Source organism: Arthrobacter sp. V1I7 (genome assembly GCF_030817015.1).
In the GTDB taxonomy this organism is placed as follows: Bacteria; Actinomycetota; Actinomycetes; order Actinomycetales; family Micrococcaceae; genus Arthrobacter.
This window is the reverse complement of the sequence record NZ_JAUSYS010000001.1, coordinates 2635614-2655862: the sequence shown is the minus strand read 5'-3', so window position 1 is coordinate 2655862 and position 20249 is coordinate 2635614. Positions and strand designations below refer to the sequence as shown.

11 protein-coding genes are annotated in these 20249 nt (G+C 63.6%); 2 read left to right on the top strand and 9 right to left on the bottom strand.

The annotated features are described in order from the left end of the window. Window positions 1-3: 3 nt before the first annotated feature. Window positions 4-3567, bottom strand: coding sequence for a MobF family relaxase (gene mobF / locus QFZ69_RS12245; protein ID WP_307000151.1), 3564 nt, complete (start codon window positions 3565-3567; stop codon window positions 4-6). Further along, a complete protein-coding gene (locus QFZ69_RS12240; RefSeq protein ID WP_306918507.1) occupies window positions 3564-3944 on the bottom strand; it encodes a hypothetical protein in 381 nt (126 codons plus the stop codon). Before QFZ69_RS12240 ends, mobF begins: the two co-directional genes overlap by 4 nt. Before the next feature lie 793 nt (window positions 3945-4737). Between QFZ69_RS12240 and QFZ69_RS12235 the strand changes: the two genes are divergently transcribed. Then, the gene (locus QFZ69_RS12235; RefSeq protein ID WP_306918505.1) at window positions 4738-6336 is read left to right on the top strand and encodes an IS1182 family transposase; all 1599 of its coding nucleotides are present in this window, start codon (window positions 4738-4740) and stop codon (window positions 6334-6336) included. A 292-nt stretch (window positions 6337-6628) separates the two neighbouring features. Then, on the top strand, window positions 6629-7663 hold the full coding sequence (locus tag QFZ69_RS12230) for a LacI family DNA-binding transcriptional regulator (RefSeq protein ID WP_306918503.1): 1035 nt from the start codon (window positions 6629-6631) through the stop codon (window positions 7661-7663). Between the two features lie 906 nt (window positions 7664-8569). Here QFZ69_RS12230 and QFZ69_RS12225 read toward each other — a convergent pair. The 7 genes from QFZ69_RS12225 to QFZ69_RS12195 form a co-directional block, all read right to left on the bottom strand. Further along, the gene (locus tag QFZ69_RS12225) at window positions 8570-9319 is read right to left on the bottom strand and encodes a Crp/Fnr family transcriptional regulator (RefSeq protein ID WP_306918501.1); all 750 of its coding nucleotides are present in this window, start codon (window positions 9317-9319) and stop codon (window positions 8570-8572) included. Between the two features lie 586 nt (window positions 9320-9905). Continuing rightward, the gene (locus QFZ69_RS12220; protein ID WP_306918499.1) at window positions 9906-10904 is read right to left on the bottom strand and encodes an ABC transporter substrate-binding protein; all 999 of its coding nucleotides are present in this window, start codon (window positions 10902-10904) and stop codon (window positions 9906-9908) included. Between the two features lie 904 nt (window positions 10905-11808). Continuing rightward, window positions 11809-13281, bottom strand: a complete 1473-nt coding sequence (pntB, locus tag QFZ69_RS12215; RefSeq protein WP_306918497.1) for a Re/Si-specific NAD(P)(+) transhydrogenase subunit beta — start codon at window positions 13279-13281, stop codon at window positions 11809-11811. Then, a complete protein-coding gene (locus QFZ69_RS12210) occupies window positions 13278-14828 on the bottom strand; it encodes a Re/Si-specific NAD(P)(+) transhydrogenase subunit alpha (protein WP_306918495.1) in 1551 nt (516 codons plus the stop codon). The genes pntB and QFZ69_RS12210 overlap by 4 nt, the downstream gene beginning before the upstream one ends. 473 nt (window positions 14829-15301) lie before the next feature. Further along, on the bottom strand, window positions 15302-16684 hold the full coding sequence (locus QFZ69_RS12205; RefSeq protein WP_306918493.1) for an aldehyde dehydrogenase family protein: 1383 nt from the start codon (window positions 16682-16684) through the stop codon (window positions 15302-15304). Window positions 16685-16725: 41 nt separating this feature from the next. Continuing rightward, the gene (locus QFZ69_RS12200; RefSeq protein ID WP_306918491.1) at window positions 16726-18036 is read right to left on the bottom strand and encodes a dihydrolipoamide acetyltransferase family protein; all 1311 of its coding nucleotides are present in this window, start codon (window positions 18034-18036) and stop codon (window positions 16726-16728) included. Then, on the bottom strand, window positions 18036-20225 hold the full coding sequence (locus QFZ69_RS12195) for a thiamine pyrophosphate-dependent enzyme (RefSeq protein WP_306918489.1): 2190 nt from the start codon (window positions 20223-20225) through the stop codon (window positions 18036-18038). Before QFZ69_RS12195 ends, QFZ69_RS12200 begins: the two co-directional genes overlap by 1 nt. Window positions 20226-20249 lie beyond the last annotated feature (24 nt).

Genomic DNA, 20249 nt, shown 5'->3' with positions numbered 1-20249 from the left:
AGATTAGAGCTGCCAGCCGGCACTTGTAAGGACGACTTGCTGAGAGAGGGCTGAATCCACGGTTGATTCATCTAGTTGAGCGGTGCAACGGCGATGAGCATTGTTGATTGCTGCATTGATTCGTTCACGCTGGCCCCGTTGTTCCCATTCGTAATCCGCCGGATCCGGGCCCAGGGGCAGGGGAGAATCCGGCAGGGCCCACCTGTCGCGAAAGATGGCCACATCGCGGACCAACTGCCACGTTTCGCCGCTGGTGCTATCTCCGACGGCTTCGAGCAAAGCACGTTTCCACTCAGGATCTTCTGTCAGCGCTGCCATGCTCACGGTCTCCGTCCTTTGTGAGATGCGTCCCCTGACCTGCTGAATCATCGCCGCTAAATCAGGGCGCGGAATGGTGAGCCTTTCAACCAGAGGTTCCTCAACCGCCGTCGTCCGTCCTTTCACGAACCGGCGTAAGCGCATGCTCAGGACAGCGCAGCGATCATTGGCACTGCTAGTTTCCTGGCAGAACTGGATAAGCATGCGCTCGGTACCCTGCCGGCTGATGGCTGTGGCTTTCCGCCATGCCGCGACAGCTGCGCCCCACGACGGAGACCGTTCGAATTCCTGCGAGGCGTCACGGGCATGTTCGTCCAAATGCTGCCTAAGATCCAGCCCTGCAGCGATCTGCGCGAGATAGTCATACTCCGCGTAGAGCCGCTCGAGGCTATCCGACTTCCTGCGCTCCGCGTCGCGCACCTCGTGGGCGGTCCGCTCGGAACCTTCAGCCGCCAGCACCTCGCCAAGGATGCCCTGCCATGAGAGTTGCAGGGATGGATCGACGGCAGCATGGTCGGCGTCGTCACCTTCGCTGACATAGGCGAAGTTGCCAGAGCGGCCACGGGTCATACTGACATACAGCAGCTCGCGGGTGAGCCTGCCCTGAGTGACTACCGTGTGGCCGGTGTCCACCGTAATGCCCTGGGAACGGTGTGCCGTTGTTGCATAGCCCAGCTCGGCGGATGTCCCTAGATACGCCCGGGGGAGTATGACGCTCGCGCCTGTGTCCCGCCGCCGCGCGATCAGGGAGCCGTGACGCCGACTGATGCCTTCGACGTCGAACAGCGTTCCATTCCGCACGAAAGCACCGCCGCTGTCGACTAGCTTCCGGTCATTTCCCCGGGCGATGATGGCGTCACCGCAACCGGCACGTAAGCCATCGCTGAGCAACACCGTCTGCTCGGGATCCACCTCACCCTGCGCCACGCGGTCTGCCTGGGCGCGCTCGTTGAGGAGGCCGACCGTTTCATTGTCGGCGGCAATAAGGATGGACGACTTGCCTGCCCGAGTATCTGCCTGCCAGGCGAGGTAGGCCTGGTCAGCCATATTGAGGTAGGTGCCGTGCCGGATCCGTCCATGGTGCGCGTAGTCGGCGATGGCTGAATAGTCACCTTTCCGCAGCTTTAGCGACGCTGTGCGCTCCCACTCCTCATGGAATCTCCAGATCGTGCTCAGCCGTGTTGCCTTCCCCTTCCGGTCCAGCCAACCAAGCACGCCGCCGGCGTCGATGGCGTCCAACTGCCCGGGGTCCCCCACCAGGAGGATCTTCGCGCCCGCTTCCTGGGCCTGCTGCACGAGCGCAGCAAGTTGGAATGTAGAGACCATGGAAGCCTCATCGATGATGACAAGCTGATTCGAATGGAAGCACCAGCGTTGCTGGATGGCAGCGAGCCGCGCAGCCTCCTGCGCTAACTTGATGCTCCAGCGCTCGCCAACAGGAGCCGTGGTCAATTGCGCCTGCACGTCGAAGAAGCGTCCGGCCCTTGAACTAGCCCCTTGGCCAGCCGATTCGTGCAGCCACTTCGTGACGTTCTCCGCCGCCATAGCGAGCTCGCGTCCCAGCACTTCGGCGCTGGCAGCTGCCGGGGCGAGGCCGACTACGCTTCCGGCGCCGTACTCCGCTTCCCATACTGCCTTCACTGCACTCAGGGTTGTCGTCTTTCCCGTGCCCGCTGGCCCCACGATGGCGTCGAGCCGGTTGCCGCTCAGGACCACGTCGGCAACGGCGGCACGCTGGTCGGAGTGAAGCATGCGCTTCTCGGGTTGTTGGACATAGTCAAGGAGATCCATGATGACGTCGGCGCGGATTGCTGGGCCGCCGTCGTCGTTCCTTGCTGCCATAATCGCGTCCTCGGAGGCGAGCGTCGACGTATCGGTGTAGAGGCGCGATCCGTGGAAGTCGAAGACGCTTCGTGTTCCGTGCCGGACGTCTGTCTCGGCGGGGGAAGGGACGGTGTACCGGTAATCATTCAAAGGCACGGACTGCTGCTCGGCCGCGGTGGCGACGGCGTCCAAGAGTGCGCTCCTGGCCGCCGCGGTGCTGCAACGCACGTGGGCGCAGACGCGTTCGGCTTCCGCAAGGAGATTCCAGCGGTTCCAGGTTGAGCGTTTGTGAGCGACCCGCTGTCGTGTCAGGGTTGCCACGGCGGAGATCCAGTCAGCGGTGAAGTCAGTGAAGCCGAAAGGGGCAATTCTGGAGCGATTGATCGTTGCCGCGATGACGTCGTCCGGCGGGAACCCTCTGGCGGTCGCACGTGCCTTCCATGCCCTGGATAGCTCGTGCAGGGGCGTGGGAATCTCGGACTTGGGGACGCGTGTGGCCAGGGTTGCTTGCTGGCGCAGCTTGATGACCGTTGCTGAGCTTGGCCGGTGCCCGTGTTCCTTTGTCCACTCCGCGACGAGGCGGTCTGTTTCCAGATTGATCAGCCGGGACCGGTTCGAGAACTCGCGGATGAGGTCCTCGTCGATTCCGGTGAGCTGCTGGCTGGGGTTGCCCGTATTGACGACGGGGACGCGGATGTCCGAGTCGCTGCCGAGGTGGCAGTGAAGGGCGTCGAATAAGAGACCGTTGTAGTGTTCGCTGGCAGCCACGGCAGCCTTGTATAGCGTGCGGGAGTCGAGGGTCACCCACGCGCCGTCGGTGATGCGCTGGATCCGGTTGGCGATGACGAGATGGGTGTGAAGCTGGGGGTCGCCGGTGCGGGATTCCCAGTGGTCGAAGGCGGCGGCGATGGCGCCCCTTGTGCCCACGTGGGCGACGCCGTTTCGGCCTGCGCGAGTGTGGATGACCTGCTCCTCCAACCAGGCAAGGGTTGCCTCCACCGCCTCGTGGTGGGTGCGGAGGATGTTGTCCTGCACGTTGCGAGGGCTGAGTGCCCAGAGGACTGACACTGACTTCGGCACGCTGAAGGTCAGGTCGAAACCTACGACGGCGTGCCTCACGGTGTGCGGGCCGGTTTTCTTTTCGACAGCGGCGGGTTGGCTGTGAGGTCGGCCCAGCGGGGCGTTGGTGTCCGGATGTACAGCTGCATCGAAGACGGCTTTCGCGTCCGCTTCGGTGACGACGTCCCCGGCACGTCTGTTGATCCCTTGTAGTCCGCTGCCGATCCATCGGCCCTCAGGTGTACCGGCTTTCATGTAGTAGGTGGAGGCGTCCGGGGGAGTAGTGGTGAGGTCGTCCATCATCGTGGTCTTGAACAGGTAGCGAAGTCCGGATTGTGCCGAGAGTCGTGCGATGGACATCGTCATGGCTGCGCCGCTCTTGCTTGGCGCTTGGATGGATGCCATCCGCGGCGGTCGAGAATGTTCAGCGTCGTGGAGTCGAGAGCGACGCCCTTGGCGTTGGCCAGCGAGACCAGCCAGGCAGCGATGTGGGCGAGGTCCTGCACGTTGGTTCGCTGAGCACGCTTTAGCCGAGCTATTTCCGACTGCAGGAGATTGTTGCTCCGACGCTGTTCGGCGTTTTCTGCCTCGAGTCGATCGACCTCGCAGGACTGTGAGCGCAGTTTGGACTGGAGCATCTCGACGCGGCGCTGGCAGATCCTTGTCCTAGTTGCAAGCCTTCGCTGCAGTGCCTTCAGCTCGTCCTTGGGAACTACGGCTCCGGCGTCAGCCTCTACCGCCATGGCAGGACGGCGGGCAGCTCGACGTATACGATCCCGTTTCCTGTTGCCGCAGCGGATTGAACAAAACCGCTGACTCTTACGGGACGGCTCGAAGGCTGCCGCGCACTCTTCGCAATTCTTGAGGGTCACGATGGTTCATAAGTCCGCGGCCCGGTTCCGACATGACCATCCGTGTGCTGTCCTCACGCTGATGACCTTGGATGCCAGAGGTGTGAGGCTGTTGGTGGGCAGATTAGCTGTGGTCGATCGGGCGGAGCATGGTGGTGCGCTGCTCTACCTTGCGTCGTGCGGCAGGGCATTCGTTGCCTGTTGGTCTGAATGTTTTCGTGTCGTCGCAGAGGGAGTACGGCTGATGCGTGAGTACTGCTTTGGCCCTCGGATCGCACGCTTCTTGCGCATAGCCGAAATCCTGACTGCTAATGATGGCAGCACGGTTCCCGTCTGTTCCAGTCCGCGGTGCCGACGACTATGGGGCGCCAGAGCGGTCGCGACAAGTTGACGAATCACAGATAACAGCCCACGGCGTCCGGTTTGGGTCTATGAGCTTCTTGCGCCACTGTCAGCAAAGTAGGGAACAGGCTCTACTCTCACACGTTCCTCCTAGCCTCCTTACGTCAGGTTGGGGTGTAGTCCAGACTGACCTAATCTTGCGGGGAGCAACTCACTGGCGCTGTGTACCTCCGACTTGCCGAGACAAAATGCCTAGGAGCGCGCTGAATAATCTTCGTTCGTAATCTGAAGAGTTTAGGGCGTGCCTGCTGGACTTGCAGGGCTGGTTATTAAGACTGGTGGTATGCAAGGACGTGAGCGGGAACAGCGGACGCTGTTGGACGTGGAAGCGCTGGCCGGGGAGCTGTTGGCCCCGGGCAGCGTTTTCGCGTTCCTGGCCGAACACCGGGGCAGGCTGTTCCCGGATTCGATGATGGAGGACCTGTTCGGGTCGAAGCGGGGCCGGCCCTCGGTGCCGGCGTCGGTGATCGGCTCGGTGCTGGTGCTGCAGGCCCTGCACGGGCTTTCGGACCGGGAGACCGCGGACGCGTTGACGTATGACCTGCGGTGGAAGGCGGCCTGCGGGTATGGGCTGACGGATACCGCGTTCCACCCGACCAGGCTGGTGTACTGGCGCAAGCGCTTGGCAGCAAGTGCGGACCCGCACCGGATCATGGACGCGGTCACCGAAGTCGTCACCGCCACCGGGGTGCTCAAGGGCCGCAACCGCAGGGCACTTGACTCGACGGTCCTGGATGACGCGGTCGCACGGCAGGACACCGTCACGCAGCTGATCGCCGCCGTGCGCCGCTTCGGCCGCGATGTGCCCGGCGGCAAGGACCTGATCGCGGCCCACGCCACCGGGTACGACTACACCCGGGCCGGGAAACCGGACATCGCCTGGGACGACGCGCAGGCCCGGGACGAACTGGTCTCCGTCCTGGTCAACGACGCGCTGGCGCTGCTGGCGGCGGTGGACCCGCAGCAGTTCGCGGCGGACCCGGACGATCCGGAGGCCAAGGGTGATCCGAAGGCCGCCGAAGCGTATGCGCTGCTGGCGCTGGTCGCCGGACAGGACGTGGAACCGGCCGAGGGCTCCGACGGCACGGACGGTCGGTGGAAGATCGCCCGGAAAACCGTCAAGGACCGGGTGATCTCCATCGTGGACCCCGATGCGCGGCACGCGCACAAGACCCGCAGGGCGCTGCGGGACGGATACAAGGCACACATCGTCAACGAGCCCGGGACAGGGATCGTGACTGCCGCCGCGGTGACGAAGGCCGCCGGTGCCGGTTCCTCGGATGCCGAGGCCGGGGCCGGGCTGCTGGCCGCGGACCCGACCGTGGAGAACGGCCAGCAGGTGGACGCCCTCGGTGATTCGGCCTACGGCACCGGGGACATGCTCAAGGCCCTCGCCGCGGCCGGCCACCGGGCCCTGGTCAAACCCAAACCGCTGGCCGCGGCCATCGAGGGCGGATTCACCATCGATGACTTCGCCTACGACAAGGCCGCCGGGACGCTGACCTGCCCGAACGGGCTCAGCCGCAGGATCACGGCCAAGGGCCGCGTCACCTTCGGCGCCGCCTGCCGCGGGTGCCCGCTGCAAGGCAGGTGCACGACCGCGGCTAGCGGCCGCAAGATCGAACTGCATCCCGACCACGAACTGATGCGCACCCACCGCGCCGCAGCCCGGAACGAGGACTTCCAGTCCGACTACAAACAGCACCGGCCCATGGTCGAACGCTCCATCGCCTGGCTCACCGCCGGAAACAACCGGCGCCTGCGCTACCTCGGCGTGGCGAAAAACGATGCCTGGTTCCGGCTCCGGGCCGGCGCGGTGAACCTCAAACGCCTTCTCAGCCTCGGGCTGACCGTCCGGGACGGCGCCTGGGCCACCGCATAGGCCCCCGGGGCCCACGGGTGCCCCTCCACACGCCCTTCACGGCCACCCGGCCGCCGTCCACTACCCCCAGAAACGGCCCCTCGACCGGAAAACATCGCTCCCGGGCGATGCCGGCCACGACGAAGGGGCCCGTCCGGACGCCGCACGCCCGGGCAGGCCCCTCAAAAACCCTTAGTTCAGCGCGCTCCTAGTTGGCGCTGAACACTCTGGTGCCTAACGTGGCCTATTATGCTGTTAGACGGCGTCGCGAATCGGGAAGTCGGAAGGTCGATCCGCACCATGCGGGAGAGGGGTGAGCCGTTTGACGGCCACTATCGACGACGTCGCCCGCGTAGCCGGCGTCCATAGATCAACGGTTTCCCGTGCCTTAAACCCACGGACGCAGGTCAAGCTGAGCCCTGAAACCACCCGTCGGGTTCAGCGGGCTGCCCGCGAGCTTGGATACGTGCCCAACGCCGTGGCCCGAGGCCTGCGGACCAATGAATCCATGTCCGTGGGCGTGGTAATCCCGGACATCCTCAACCCGATCTTCCCCCCGATCATCAGCGGAATAGACTCGATCCTCCGTCCGGCGGGCTACACGGCGCTGGTGACGGACATCCAAGGGGGTCAGGACGCTTATGAGGCCGCCCTAGCGTCTCTGCGGCAGCGGCGGGTCGATGGGCTGATCCTAGCCACGGCGCAATTGGACGAGGGGGAGTCGTTCCATCGTCTGCATGAGCAAGGAATTCGAGCCGTGCTCGTCAACCGCGCGGCCGCGTCGAGTCCGTTCCCGGTAGTACACGGTGACGACACCGGCGGAATGAGGGCAGCCCTCGACCACCTGGCAGCCCTCGGGCACGTCCGCATCGCCCACCTTCACGGTCCTGAGTGGCTATCTACGACGGCAGGGCGCCGCGCGGCATTCGAGGAGTGGTGCCGGCAACATCCGGAGGTGACCGTCACCGCAAGCTATTGCGGGCCACTAACGCCGGAGGGAGGGCAAGAAATCATGGACGCACTTCTCGACGCCTCCACGGAGGCGCGGTCGCGGCCGACAGCCGTGGTAACGGGCAACGACCTCATGGCTCTCGGGGCCCTGCGTTCCTTGCGTGCCCGCGGTCTGCTTTGCCCGGGCGATATGTCAATCGTCGGGTTCAATGACATGCCGTTCGCCGACGAGTTCTCCCCGCCGCTGACTACGGTCCAGGTGCCCCTGCGCCAACTCGGCATTGAAAGTGCCCGGCAACTTCTCCGACAGTTACACGGTGAGGGGCGCGGGGCGATGGAGTTGACCTTCCCCGTAACGCTCATGATCCGGGGATCCACCGCACCCCCGCGGGGTTGATTCCTGGTTGGCGGATGTTTGTTGCGGACCGTGCCGGGGCGGCGACGCAACTGACCTGGACTTCCGCGCCATTCTTCTACTGTCGATGGCGGCACGGCCACTGTTGTTCTGAAGTCCGGCGACGCCAAGATGTACGCTCCCATTTGGCATCAGACGCCGGCCGTTATCTCCGCCCGGTTTCTCTCCCAGTCGGAACGGATACGATGGCCGACCTCTTGCCCGCCCTTGCGCAGCATCCGCGCCGCATGGAACTCGGGCGTAGTCCGTCGATCGTGGGCAGGGAAAACCACCGGAACATCCATGAACCCTCTGCTAGCTGCCGTTCATGGGCGTCACAGCGAGGAGCGTAGACGGAACCGGCAGCGGACGGGGGAAGATCGCCGGCAACCCGCAGCTGCGGGAGTTCGTGCGCGAACAGGTGCGCTGGACCCCCCGCCAGATCAGCAACCGTCTACGCACTGATTTCCCGGGACAACCCGAAATGCGGGTCGTCCCGGAAACCGTTTATCAGGCTCTCTACGGGCGCGGACGACTGGACTTGGCCGTCGCCCTGCACAGCGGACGGACAGGTCACCGGCCGCGCCGCCGGAAGGAGCACCGGACCAGGCGCTTCCCGGACACGGTCATGATCCGTGAGAGGCTTGCGGAAGTGCTCGGCAGATTGGCGCCAGGGCCTTGGGAATCTCAATGTTGCTGTCAAGCAGCTTTGAGCGCTGATTCTTGGCATTGGTTCCTGGTAAATAATGTGCTCGTGGAGCATGGCCCAGAGGACGTTGATACGGCCTCTGGAGAGGACGGCGAGGTGACATCGCCACGGGTTACATGCGCTCCTCTTAGGTGCGATGTCGAACGGCCAGGTGGCGGATGGCGGCGGACGCCCTCCCACGGATTTCAAATGCGAGTACTTCACACTTCCGATGAGGACTCTCCCGCGTCGCCGATGGGCAGAACCGAGCCCGAATAGCGAGTGCGCTTCGCAAGCGCAGGTGCATCGAGGATCGTGAGCTCGCTCCCGTCCCTTCGGATCCACTGATTGCGAGAGAAGACGGAAAACACTTGGTTGACACTCTCTCTTGAGGCACGTACGTGCAAGGCGAGTTCCTCCTGGCTCATCCCGAGGTCAACGCGTATGCCATCTTGCGTAATGCGGCCGAACCTCCCGCTCAGTCGCACAATCGCCCGGGCAACACGAGTCCCCACATCCAGCCCGTACACGTCTTCGAGCGCGTCGTTCTGCCGACGTATCCGGTCTATCAGGATCCTCATGAAACGGCGAGAAGCTTCGGGATGGCGTTCAAGCCACTCACGCGTTGCGGCGTTGGCAACCCACCCGACGTGGGTCGGACGCATGGCAGTAGCCGTGGCGAGGCGGGCTGCTCCATCGAAAATCGACAATTCCCCGAGCAGGTCACCGGGGCCGGCGATCGTGAATACGTTGTCTTTTCCATCATCACTCGGACGCGTGACCTTCACCTTACCGCTGATGACAATGAACACTCGATCGCCAAGGTCTCCCGCACGGAACACGACACCACGCGCGGGCAATCGCACGACGTTGAGCACACTCAGGAAGTCGCGGGCAACCGACTCCGGCAAACCTTTCAATAGGTCTGCGGAGAGGAGCATGGGTAATGCCGACTTCACGGTGTCATGCATGCCAGAGATCATAGCCGGTCTCCGCCTCCCTCCCCCTCACCGAAGGTGGAGGCGTTCCTATAGACAAGCCCCAAAACAGCTGTAGCCTCGGCCAAGCCCCCCGCAAAGGTCGTCGGGTGGGGTGCGTAGGGAACAAATCATTGGGAGAAATGGTGAAGCTGCTTCGGTCTGCGCTGCTCACGAGGGTTGTTGCTGCCGGCCTCGCGGCTTTACTTACCCGGACCCTATACCTGTCTGATATGTAGCGGAATGCTCTCAAGAGGGCATGGGGAAGCGGTCCGGTGCTGGAGAGCCGTTCCGCCGGTCGAGGGTTTCCGCGACGGTTTCGACGGCGAGGTCATAGGTCAGTTGCAGGGCCTCGGAATCAAAGCGTGGACGGCTGGAACCTCCAAACCTCAAATGTGGCTCGCCCCAATGGATCAAGTCTGGGGACAACCCACGACATCTTGAAGAGAAGGTTCCAGCCCCCATACTCGTCCCTGCCCGCTCCTTCTGACAGAGGCCAGGGCTTCTAACTGACTGCGCCCGCGCCAGCGTTGTCGGCGGCCGGAGGAGATGTTGCTGGGGACATAACTGCGAACCCGGGCTAGTTAAAGAGGAAACCCTTTTGATCGATTTTGGTTTCCGAGATCCCGGTCTCGTACGTCGCGTCGACCACCATTTGGATCTCCGATTCGAGCCCGGCAACGCCAACCTCCTCCACAAAATCAGGGAGCGTCACAGCCGCCGCTACCTCAGAATCGACACTGGCGAGGGTGGTGAGCGTTGCGCGAACCTCGTCAGGGTGCGCATTGGCCCACGATGCCGATTTGGCGAGTGCGCGCTGGAAGGCATGAAGCTCGTCTTTGTGTTCGGCAGCGTACTTTCCGGAAACGACATACCCACCGACGGGATAGCTTCGTTGCGCTTCGACTCCTTCCTTAGCCGGATCGAAGATCGAGCGCACACCCAATTCCTGGACCATTGCGGTCCTGGTTGGGTCTGTCGTACACGTGGCATCAACCTGACCCGTGTCGAGCACTATTGCGTGTTCCGGGGGCGAGACGACAGACATGGTGACGCTCTCCGGATCAAGCCCCTGCGCGGCGAGGGCTGACTTGACGAGCCATACACATGTCGTAGACGGGGATAGAACTGCAAGTTTTTTGCCTTGAAGATCAGCGAGTTCTTTCAGCGGCGAATCCTCTTTCACGACTACCTGAAGATTACCGGGAGTCCCACGATCGGTGAGGACGACCAGATTGATGTCGATTCCCTCTCCAAACGGAGTTAGGGCCCCCCCGGTGTTGACCCAGGCCATGTCGACCTGGCCGCCGATGACAGCCTCCACAGTGCTGCCTGCGCCCAAGTCGATTCCGGCCTCAATCTCGAGGCCTTCTTCGGCGAAGAATCCCTCCTTGATGCCGATGTACAGCGGAACATTGGACATGTTCGAAGGGTTCGTCACTTTTATTTTCGTCAACTCGGCACCGAGCTCTGAAGTGGGGGTCGGCTGCCATGCGCAACCCGCCCCCAGCATCATTAGCCCTGTCGCGCCTATTGCCAGCGCTGCCATGCGCCGTCCACCAGCGAGCAAACCAAACATTTAGGACTCCTCAGCTCAAGGGTGTCGGCCTCGTTGCCGACATCATCCGATAATGTGCACTGCTTGTTCCGCACACAATCAATCGATTGCACACGAGTCTGACCAAGGATGAGCACGCGCGCCAAGGGAGTGTGGATAATCTCACATACCGGGGGCGGTGGTGGCCTCATCAAAGGAAAACCCCGCATCTCTGCTGCAGGGAGTTTTGTCGTAGGGTCGATTTAGTAGTCGTCCCCGGCGATGTCGTAGTAAATCTGACGGCCTGCGACGATGTCCCGGACAGGCCGAGGCTTTGAGAGCGATGAGGCCTTTGTCGAACGATCCATAGAGCCCGATAACCAGGGTCTTAACGGACCGCGGCGTACGGATCCTCTTCGGCTCGGGCACCCTGCAGGAGAACTAACAATCCCAAATGGTGTTTCAGGGATGCGGTCAGGAGGAAAGCTGTGAGCAAATGCTGCCCACGACTGATAGCTGCGGCATGTCTTGTCGACCTTGGTTGTGGTCGATATCCGTGTTGAGCCGAGTAGCCGGGCCGGGTCAGGCCCATCCAGAAATCAGGATTCTTGAATTTTGAGGTGGCCTTCCAAACTCCAACCGTGACGTCATTCCATGGGATGTTGCTCCAACAGCTCGTGCCTGTAGTGAAGCAAGAGCTCATGCCTGTAGTGGAGACCAATCCACGGCGAGGCGTTAAGTTCATCGATGTTGAAAGCCTGGCGGGTTGCTCGTGCCTCTTCTGCGCAAGGAGTCCGCTCCAGCATGCAAAATCGGAAGGCCTTTTGAACACAGTCAATGGGAGGAACTCGGCGTTTGGGCATGGTCTCTTCTCTCTTCTTTCGTCTTCTTGGGTAAAACATGCCTGATTGCGGACCCTGATGGTTACGAAAAGGGGCGCCCTCTGCTAAAAGGCTCGGAGGATGTCTTCGACGCGTTGTTTGGCGTCGCCGAAGAGCATTTGTGAGTTATCGCGGAAGAACAGGGGGTTTTGGACGCCGGCGTAGCCGGCGGCCATGGAGCGTTTGAACACAACGACGTTCTCGGCTTCCCAGACCCTTAGGACAGGCATGCCGGCAATGGGGCTTCCCGGGTCTTCGGCGGCTGAGGGGTTGACGGTGTCGTTGGCGCCGATGACCAGGACTACTGAGGTGTCGCCCAGGTCTTCGTTGATCTCGTCCATTTCCAGGACGATGTCGTAGGGGACTTTGGCTTCGGCGAGGAGGACGTTCATGTGCCCGGGCAGGCGTCCGGCGACCGGGTGGATACCGAACCGGACGTTCACGCCCTTCTCGCGGAGCTGGTGGGCGAGTTCGGCGACGGGGTACTGGGCCTGGGCGACGGCCATGCCGTAGCCGGGGGTGATGACCACGGACGAGGCGTTGGTCAGCATTTCCGCGGTGGCCTGGGCCGTGATTTCGCGGTGCTCGCCGTACTCTGCGTCCGCCGCGGCCGGTGCGGCGATGCCGAAGCCGCCGGCGATGACGGAGATGAAGGACCGGTTCATGGCCCTGCACATGATGTAGGACAGGTACGCGCCCGAGGAGCCGACCAGGGCGCCGGTGATGATGAGCAGATCGTTGTTGAGCAGGAAGCCCGCGGCGGCGGCGGCCCAGCCGGAGTAGCTGTTGAGCATGGACACGACCACGGGCATGTCGCCGCCGCCGATGGAGGCCACCAGGTGCCAGCCCAGCCCGAGGGCGAGGAGGGTGACGACGATGAGGAGCCAGAGCTGGGAGTCGTTGACGTACCAGACGGTCAGGGCGATGAAGGCGGCGAGGGCTCCGAGGTTGATGGCGTTCTTGCCCGGCAGCATCAGGGGTGAGGATTTCATCCGGGCGGAGAGTTTCAGGAACGCCACGATCGATCCGGTGAAGGTCACTGCGCCGATGAACACGCCGATGAACACCTCCGCGTGGTGGATCGCTGTCAGGTCCGGGGACAGGTCCGGGGCTTCGAGGTGCCCGTTCCAGCCGACAAGGACCGCGGCGAGGCCCACGAAGCTGTGCAGCAGTGCGATCAGTTCGGGCATGCCGGTCATTTCGACCACGCGGGCGCGCCAGAGCCCGATGGCGCCGCCGACGATCACCGCGGCGACGAGCAGGACCAGGCCGGTGAGGCCGGCGCCGGTGCCCCAGGCGTCCTGGAGGGTCAGCCAGATCGTCGCGGCCAGGGCGATGATCATCCCGGTGATGCCGTAGATGACCCCGGCGCGGGCTTTCTCGTGCTTGCTCAGCCCGGCAAGGCTGAGGATGAACAGCAGGGCCGCGACGATGTAGGCCGCCCCCGCGATGGAGTCGGCGGTCAACGGACCGGAGACGGTGTCAGACACGGTAAGGCTCCTCGATAGAATTCCTGCTGCTTCGGTGGCGGCGCTCATGAACGTGCCTTCCCGGCCGAGAACATGGCGAGCATGCGCCGGGTGACGGCGAAGCCGCCGAAAATGTTAATGCTGGCCAGCAGGACCGCGACGGCGGCGAGCACCTGCATCTCGACGTTGTCGGAGGTGACCTGCAGCAGAGCCCCGACGACGATGATCCCCGAGATCGCGTTCGTGACGGACATCAGCGGGGTGTGCAGGGCGTGATGGACCTTCCCGATGACGTAGAAGCCGACCACGATGGAGAGCATCAGCACCGTGAAGTGCTGCGGCAGCGGCGCCGGGGCGACCGCGTTGATCCCGAACAGCACCGCGATGCCCGCGGCGAAGAGCCCGGCCTTGCCGGCCGGGCTGAGGCCTTCCTTCTTCTTCGGGGCAGTGCTTTCGGTGGGGGCCTGGGTGGTGGCTGCGGGTGCGGCGGAGACCTGGACCGGGGGCGGGGGCCAGGTCTTCTCACCGTCGCGGACCACCGTCACGGAGCGTTGGACCACGTCATCAAAGTCGATCTTCAGCTGCCCGTCTTTGTCCTTGGTCAGGAGTTTGAGCAGGTTCACCATGTTTGTCCCGTACAGCTGGGAAGCCTGGGCCGGCAAACGGGCCGGAAGATCTGTGTACCCCAGAATCACCACACCGTTATCAGTGACGATGCGTTCTCCGGCGACCGAGCCTTCCACGTTCCCGCCCTGCCCGGCAGCCATGTCAACGATCACGCTGCCAGCCTTCATCCCGGCCACGTCCTCGGCCGTGAGCAGCTTCGGCGCCGGACGCCCCGGGATCAGGGCGGTGGTGATGATGATGTCCACGTCCCGTGCCTGCTCTGAGTAGATCTCGGCAGCGCGGGCGTTGTAGGCCTCGGATGTGGCTTTGGCGTACCCGTCTGTGGACTTCATCTCGTCGGCGACTTCAACCTTGAGGTAGGTCCCGCCGATGGACTTCACCTGGTCGGCCACCTCGGGCCGGGGATCCGTCGCCCGCACAATCGCGCCGAGGCTGCTCGCAGCCCCGATCGCCGCCAACCCGGCCACACCGGCGCCGGCAACTAAAACCTTCGCCGGCGGAACCTTGCCCGCCGCGGTCACCTGTCCTGTGAAAAATCTGCCGAATTCATGGGCTGCTTCAATCACGGCACGGTAACCGGCGATGTTCGCCATCGAACTGAGCACATCCATGGACTGGGCCCGGGAGATCCGCGGCACCGCGTCCAAAGCCAAGGCGGTGATCGGTCGGGCGGCCAGTGCTTCCACCAGTTCCGGTCGCAGCCCTGGACTTAGGGACCCGATCAGCGTCGCACCGTCGGCCAGACGGCTGATCTCATCCTCGGTGGGCGGGTTAATCCGCAGCACCACCTCACTGCCCCATGCTTCGTCGGCCCCCACAATCAGGGCACCCGCTTCGGCGTAGGCCTCGTCACGGAAGGACGCGGCCTCACCCGCGCCTTTCTCGACCACAACCTCGTAGCCCAAACCCAACAACTGGCGTACGGTGGCAGGCGTCGCCGCCACCCGTTTTTCATTGCCTAACTCGGCCACGATCCCGATACAGGTCATGTTGTGCTTACCTCTCTCATTCAGTTCAATGCCGTGGTTTGCCGGTGCCAGGTATCCAGGACGAGTTGGTACTGATCCGCAGGAGCAGGCCACCGGGTGTGGAGGTGCTGGCGCCGGCAAACACGGCATCAGCACCATCGCTGTGCTCAAACAGGGGCAACACGCAGCTTGAGGGGGTTAGCAGTTCATGGCCGCTAGTGGTCGGCGGCATCCGGTGGTCATCGTGAAAACCTTGCCCAATGTCCTGTACCTCGTGGCATTTACGACCGTTCTCCTACGACGGCCTGGCTCACAGTCCATGCGCAGGTCCCGGGATCTGTCGTCCCTCGCCCCTTAAACGGGAGTCAACCGTCGCGGCGGCAGCTCACTCCAATAAATGCAGCCAACCGAACCACGCGCAGTCGATGCCTTCCGGTGAAGCTGAGCATCGGCGCCTGGGCGGTGAGCCGGCCGGTGCCGCACCCTGCTCTGGGTCAGGCCACCCAGACGGTTTTCAGGTTGCAGAATTCCCGGATGCCTTCCATGGACAACTCCCGTCCGTAACCGGATCGCTTGATGCCGCCGAAAGGCAATTCCGGGTAGGAGATTGTCATTCCGTTGACGAACACGGCTCCTGCTTGGAGTTCACGGACCGCACGGTCAATCTCGTCGGTGTCTGTGCTCCAGAACGCCGAGCCCAGACCGAATTCGAGGCCGTTGGCGATCTTTAGGGCCTCAGTGAGGTCTGCTGCCTCGTAGAGGGAGGCGACCGGTCCAAATGCTTCCTCCGACCAAAGTCGCATCCCGGGGGTCAGACCTGTCACAGCCGTCGGTGTGAAGTACCAGCCGCCCGCTTGCTCGTTGTCGGACCCGGAGGCAATGATGTTTGCCCCCTTGGCGCGAGCGTCCTCGACGAGCTCGATGATTTCCTGGCGGCCGGATTCCGTCGCGAGGGGCCCGATGTCGGTGGCTGGATCGCTGGGGTCGCCGATTACGAGCGAGGACATCCGTTCGGTGAATTTGCGGGTGAACTCGTCGTAGATGTCCGCTTGCACGATGAAGCGTTTTGCGTTGATGCACGCCTGCCCGTTGTTGGTCATCCGGGCCTTGACGGCCGTCTCGACAGCGGCATCGATGTCCGCAGAAGGCATGACGATGAACGGGTCGGAGCCGCCCAGCTCCAGCACGGCCTTCTTTAGCGCGTCCCCTGCCGTGGCTGCGACGGAGCGTCCGGCTCCCTCGGATCCCGTCAGCGTTACCGCAGTGACGCGTGGGTCCCGAACGATATCCGCGACTCGGCGGGAGCTGATGAGAAGGCTCGAGAACGAGCCTTCAGGGAACCCTGCCCGGGTGAAGAGCCCACCGATGTAGACGGCTGACTGCGGGACGTTGGACGCATGCTTCAGGACGCCGGCGTTGCCGGCCATCAGGGCAGGTGCTGCGAATCGGACGACCTGCCATATTGGGTAGTTCCAGGGCATCACGGCAAGTATGACGCCGAGGGGGTCGAACCGTGTGCCCGCTGCGGAGGCATTCACGGCACCGGGGTTTTCCAACGTCCTGCCGGTAAGAAACTGCTCGGCGTTATCGGCGTAGAAGCGCATCGCGTGCGCCGACTTCGCCACCTCCGCCCGGGACTGGGCGATGGGCTTGCCCATCTCTTTCGTGATGAGCATCGAGACCGTTTCGATGTCGGATTCCAAGAGGTCCGCGGCGGTGCGCATCCATGCAGCCCGTGCGGTCCAGCCGGCGGCGGACAACAGTGGCACGGCAGCAGCAGCCATCGCGAGCTTGTGCTCCACGACGGCGGCGGTGTCCTCTTCGAAAGCCGCGAGTTCGGCGCCGCTGGCCGGGTCGATACTTCGGATGGTTCCCATAAGGGGTCCTTTCTGAGTCATTAGGGGTGCGACGCGGCGCGTCAGATCAGGATTGAGAGGGGGTTCTCGATGCGGCGCTGGAAGGCCGCAAGCCACTGGGCGCCAACGGCACCATCGAGAACGCGGTGGTCGGCCGAGAGCGTTACGCTCATGATCGTCCCTACGGCCAGCTCGCCGTCCGGGCCAACGACAGCGGCCGGGCGCGCCGCGCCTACGGCCAGGATCCCGGACTGAGGCGGATTGAGGATAGCGGTGAACTCCGTGGTTCCGTACATGCCGAGGTTCGACACCGAAAAGCTGCCTCCCTCGAGCTCGTGCTGCCGAAGACGGCCGGAACGGCCTCGCTCGGCCAGGTCGGCGACTGCGGCGCTGACCTCCGACAAAGGCATACGCTCAACGCTCCGCAGCACTGGAGTGGTGAGGCCCCCGTCGGTCGCCACTGCAACCGAGATATCGACGGACGAATACCGGCGGATTGCCTCCCCTGTCCAGATCGCATTCGCCTCGGGGACGTCAACAAGCGCCCCGGCGACCGCCTTAATGACGAAGTCGTTGATGGAGACCTTCCTCGTTCCCGTCTCGTTGACCTGACGGCGCAGAGCTAAGAGGGCATCAGCCCTGCAATGAGCCGTGAGGTAGAAGTGCGGAACAGTCGATTTGCTCTCAGTGAGCCGTCGCGCGATGGCCCTGCGCATCCGGTCCAGTGGAACATCCTCGAATTCGGCCGACACCGGCCCCGGGGCGGTAGGCGGAGCCTTCGGCCTGGAATCAGGGGGCTCGACGGCGGCACTGGGCTGCGTCTTCTCGTCTGGTTCTGCGAGATGGCGATCGAGGTCGCGGCGGACGATGCGCCCGCCGGGACCCGTTCCAGTTACCGAAGTTACGTCGACCCCGTGCTGTCGAGCGAGGCGACGCACGAGAGGGCTCATGAAGCGTCGCCCGGAGTCGCCGGCGCCAGGGAGCGCATGTGCGACGCGCCCGTTGGGCGAGAGCCCCTCAGCTCCGGACGCCGGCTGCCCGGTCGGTTCGGATATCCGCGGCGCGGATTCCGGTGTCACGGCAGCAGACAAGCCTGCCCCCGCCAGTGCCGCCTCGATAGTGTCCTCGGCCTCGCCCTCGCCCAGGAGCACGGCAATGGGGTCACCGACTGCGACGTTGTCGCCCTCCAGTACGAGGATCCTGCCGACAGCTCCGGCGAACTCGGCTGTCAGCTCCACGGTCGCCTTCTCGGTCTCAATCTCCGCGATCGGCTGGTCAACGACGAGCACGGAGCCTTGCGAGACAAGCCAGGTTTGGATGGAAGCTTCGGAAGCGCCCGCGAGCACTTCCGGCATACGCAGAATCTCAGCCATTACCGCGCCCCAAATCCCTCGCGCACAGCCTCAAGTCCGGCGACGATTTCTTCGGTCCGGGCGATGGCAGCCCGCTCGAGAACGCGCGAGATGCTGGGCGATGCTTCTTCGCCGGTGACTCGTGCCACCGGCTGGTCCAGCCAGTCGAAGTAGCGCCGCTGGATCTCATCGGCCAGCCACCCGCCGTACGACGTTCCCTGGGCGCCTTCCTCGACGATGAGCACCGCGTTGGTCTTCTTGATGCTCGCGCCGATCGTCTCCCAGTCGATGGACGCACGATCGAGCCACCGAAGATCGATGAGCTCGGCGTCGACGCCTGTCTGTTCGATGGCTTCGAGACTGTGCCTGACCATCGAAAGGTAACTGATCACTGTGACCTCCGATCCGCTGCGCCTGATTGCGGCGCACCCCGGCGGGATGATGTAGTCCAGGTCCTCCGCCGGCACGTGGTCCTTGACCCCGTAGAGGTCGACATGTTCGATCACGAGGACGGGATCCTGCAGGGTAAGGGCGGCGTTCATCAGCCCGATGTAGTCTGCCGCCGTGGAGGGGGCGATGATGCGCCAGCCGGGGCTGGTGGCAAAAATTCCCGCTGGATCCATCAGGTGCTGCGATCCGTAGCCGGAGCCCATGGCGACCTTGGTGCGCAGTACCAGCGGTACGGGGTTATCGCCGCCGAACATGTGGCGGGCCTTGCCAATCTGGTTGAATACCTGGTCGGCGGCGACCCACATGAAGTCCGGGTACATAAACTCAACGACAGGCCGGAATCGGCCATCGAGGGCCATGCCGCCGGCCAGTCCGACGAAGGCGTTCTCGCTGATCGGGGTACCGAGGATCCGGCTGTCGCCAAACTTCTTGGCCAATCCCTTCGTGGCACCGTTGGTGCCACCGTTCAGATGATGGACGTCCTCGCCCATGACTACGATCCGGGAATCCTGCTCCATGCGCTGGTTCATTACCTCGGCCACGGCATCAACGAATTTGACGTCACGGAGGGGACCTTCCGTCGTGGCTGGGTCCATTACGCGCAACTGCTCAAGCTCGCTCGCGTCGCCACGGATCCCGACGTTCACGAACCCGACATCCGGCCAGAGTTCAGGACGGATGCGCCGCTTGCCGGGGCGTTCCGGGTCGCTTTCCAGAAGCTGGTCGACTGCCTGCTTCATGGCCTCTTGGGCTCGGCTGCGAAGGGCAGCGACGCCCTCTTCGTCCAGCTGCCCGCGATCGATCATCTTCCGCGCCACCATGTCCAGGGGGTCACGGGCCAGCCAGGCAGCCTCTTCTTCCTTCGTTCGGTAGCCGAAAGCGCTTCCGGGGTAAGCGCCGTTTTGATGAAAGAAGCGGTAGACCTCAACCTCGACCACGGTGGGGCCTTCGCCGGAGCGCATGCGCTCAGCCGCCTCTTCCATGGCCAGGTACACCGCGAGCGGGTCCATGCCGTCGACGCGCCATGACGGGATGCCGAAGCCCTGCCCGCGAACGGAGAATCGGGGGTCGGCTGTGATCTCATTGGCTCTGGTCGAGACGGCGTACAGGTTGTTTTCAATGAAGAAGCACACCGGGAGCTTCCATGCTGCCGCGAGGTTCATCGATTCGAGCACGGAGCCGATCTGAGCGGCACCGTCACCGAAGTAGTTGATCGTCAGGTCCGTGGTCCCGCTGTTCTTCTGGGACCAGGCGTTCCCTGTTGCCATGGGGGCCCCGCCGCCGACGATTGCGTTGGTGCCCAATGCCCCCGCTTCGAACCACTGCAGGTGCATCGATCCTCCACGGCCACGGCAGTAGCCCTGGGCAAGTCCGAGAATCTCGGCAAGCGTACGCTGAAGGACCGCCTGTATCGCGGGCGTCACCGGGTCCGTGGGATCAAGCTTGCCCCCTCCAACGTGCGTGAGCGCTTTCGCGAGGAATTGATGGTGGCCCCGGTGGGAGCCGTTTACACCGTCACTGGAACGCAGCCCGACGATCGAGCCGACCGCGCCACCCTCCTGGCCGATGCTCGAGTGGGCGGGGCCGTGCACGAGGCCTTCCCCTGCCAGCTCCAGAACCGATTCCTCAAAAGCCCGGATCAGGTGGAGTTCACTGAGCATCGTGCCCAGCAACACCGGATCCGCGGCATCCCAATCGGCGTCCGTCGTCGTGAGCTCGACCCAGTCGGCCCCCGTCTGCAGTTGTTTCCTATTTGGCATCATCGCCACCTTTGTCCTAGCCCG

Bases quoted from the DNA above. Each gene is read 5' to 3' on its own strand.
- QFZ69_RS12205 (WP_306918493.1), bottom strand. From the start codon at position 16,684: ATGGGAACCATCCGAAGTATCGACCCGGCCAGCGGCGCCGAACTCGCG.
- QFZ69_RS12210 (WP_306918495.1), bottom strand. From the start codon at position 14,828: ATGACCTGTATCGGGATCGTGGCCGAGTTAGGCAATGAAAAACGGGTG.
- QFZ69_RS12220 (WP_306918499.1), bottom strand. From the start codon at position 10,904: ATGTTTGGTTTGCTCGCTGGTGGACGGCGCATGGCAGCGCTGGCAATA.
- QFZ69_RS12225 (WP_306918501.1), bottom strand. From the start codon at position 9,319: ATGCATGACACCGTGAAGTCGGCATTACCCATGCTCCTCTCCGCAGAC.
- pntB (WP_306918497.1), bottom strand. From the start codon at position 13,281: ATGAGCGCCGCCACCGAAGCAGCAGGAATTCTATCGAGGAGCCTTACC.
- QFZ69_RS12235 (WP_306918505.1), top strand. From the start codon at position 4,738: ATGCAAGGACGTGAGCGGGAACAGCGGACGCTGTTGGACGTGGAAGCG.
- mobF (WP_307000151.1), bottom strand. From the start codon at position 3,567: ATGACGATGTCCATCGCACGACTCTCGGCACAATCCGGACTTCGCTAC.
- QFZ69_RS12200 (WP_306918491.1), bottom strand. From the start codon at position 18,036: ATGGCTGAGATTCTGCGTATGCCGGAAGTGCTCGCGGGCGCTTCCGAA.
- QFZ69_RS12195 (WP_306918489.1), bottom strand. From the start codon at position 20,225: ATGCCAAATAGGAAACAACTGCAGACGGGGGCCGACTGGGTCGAGCTC.
- QFZ69_RS12240 (WP_306918507.1), bottom strand. From the start codon at position 3,944: ATGGCGGTAGAGGCTGACGCCGGAGCCGTAGTTCCCAAGGACGAGCTG.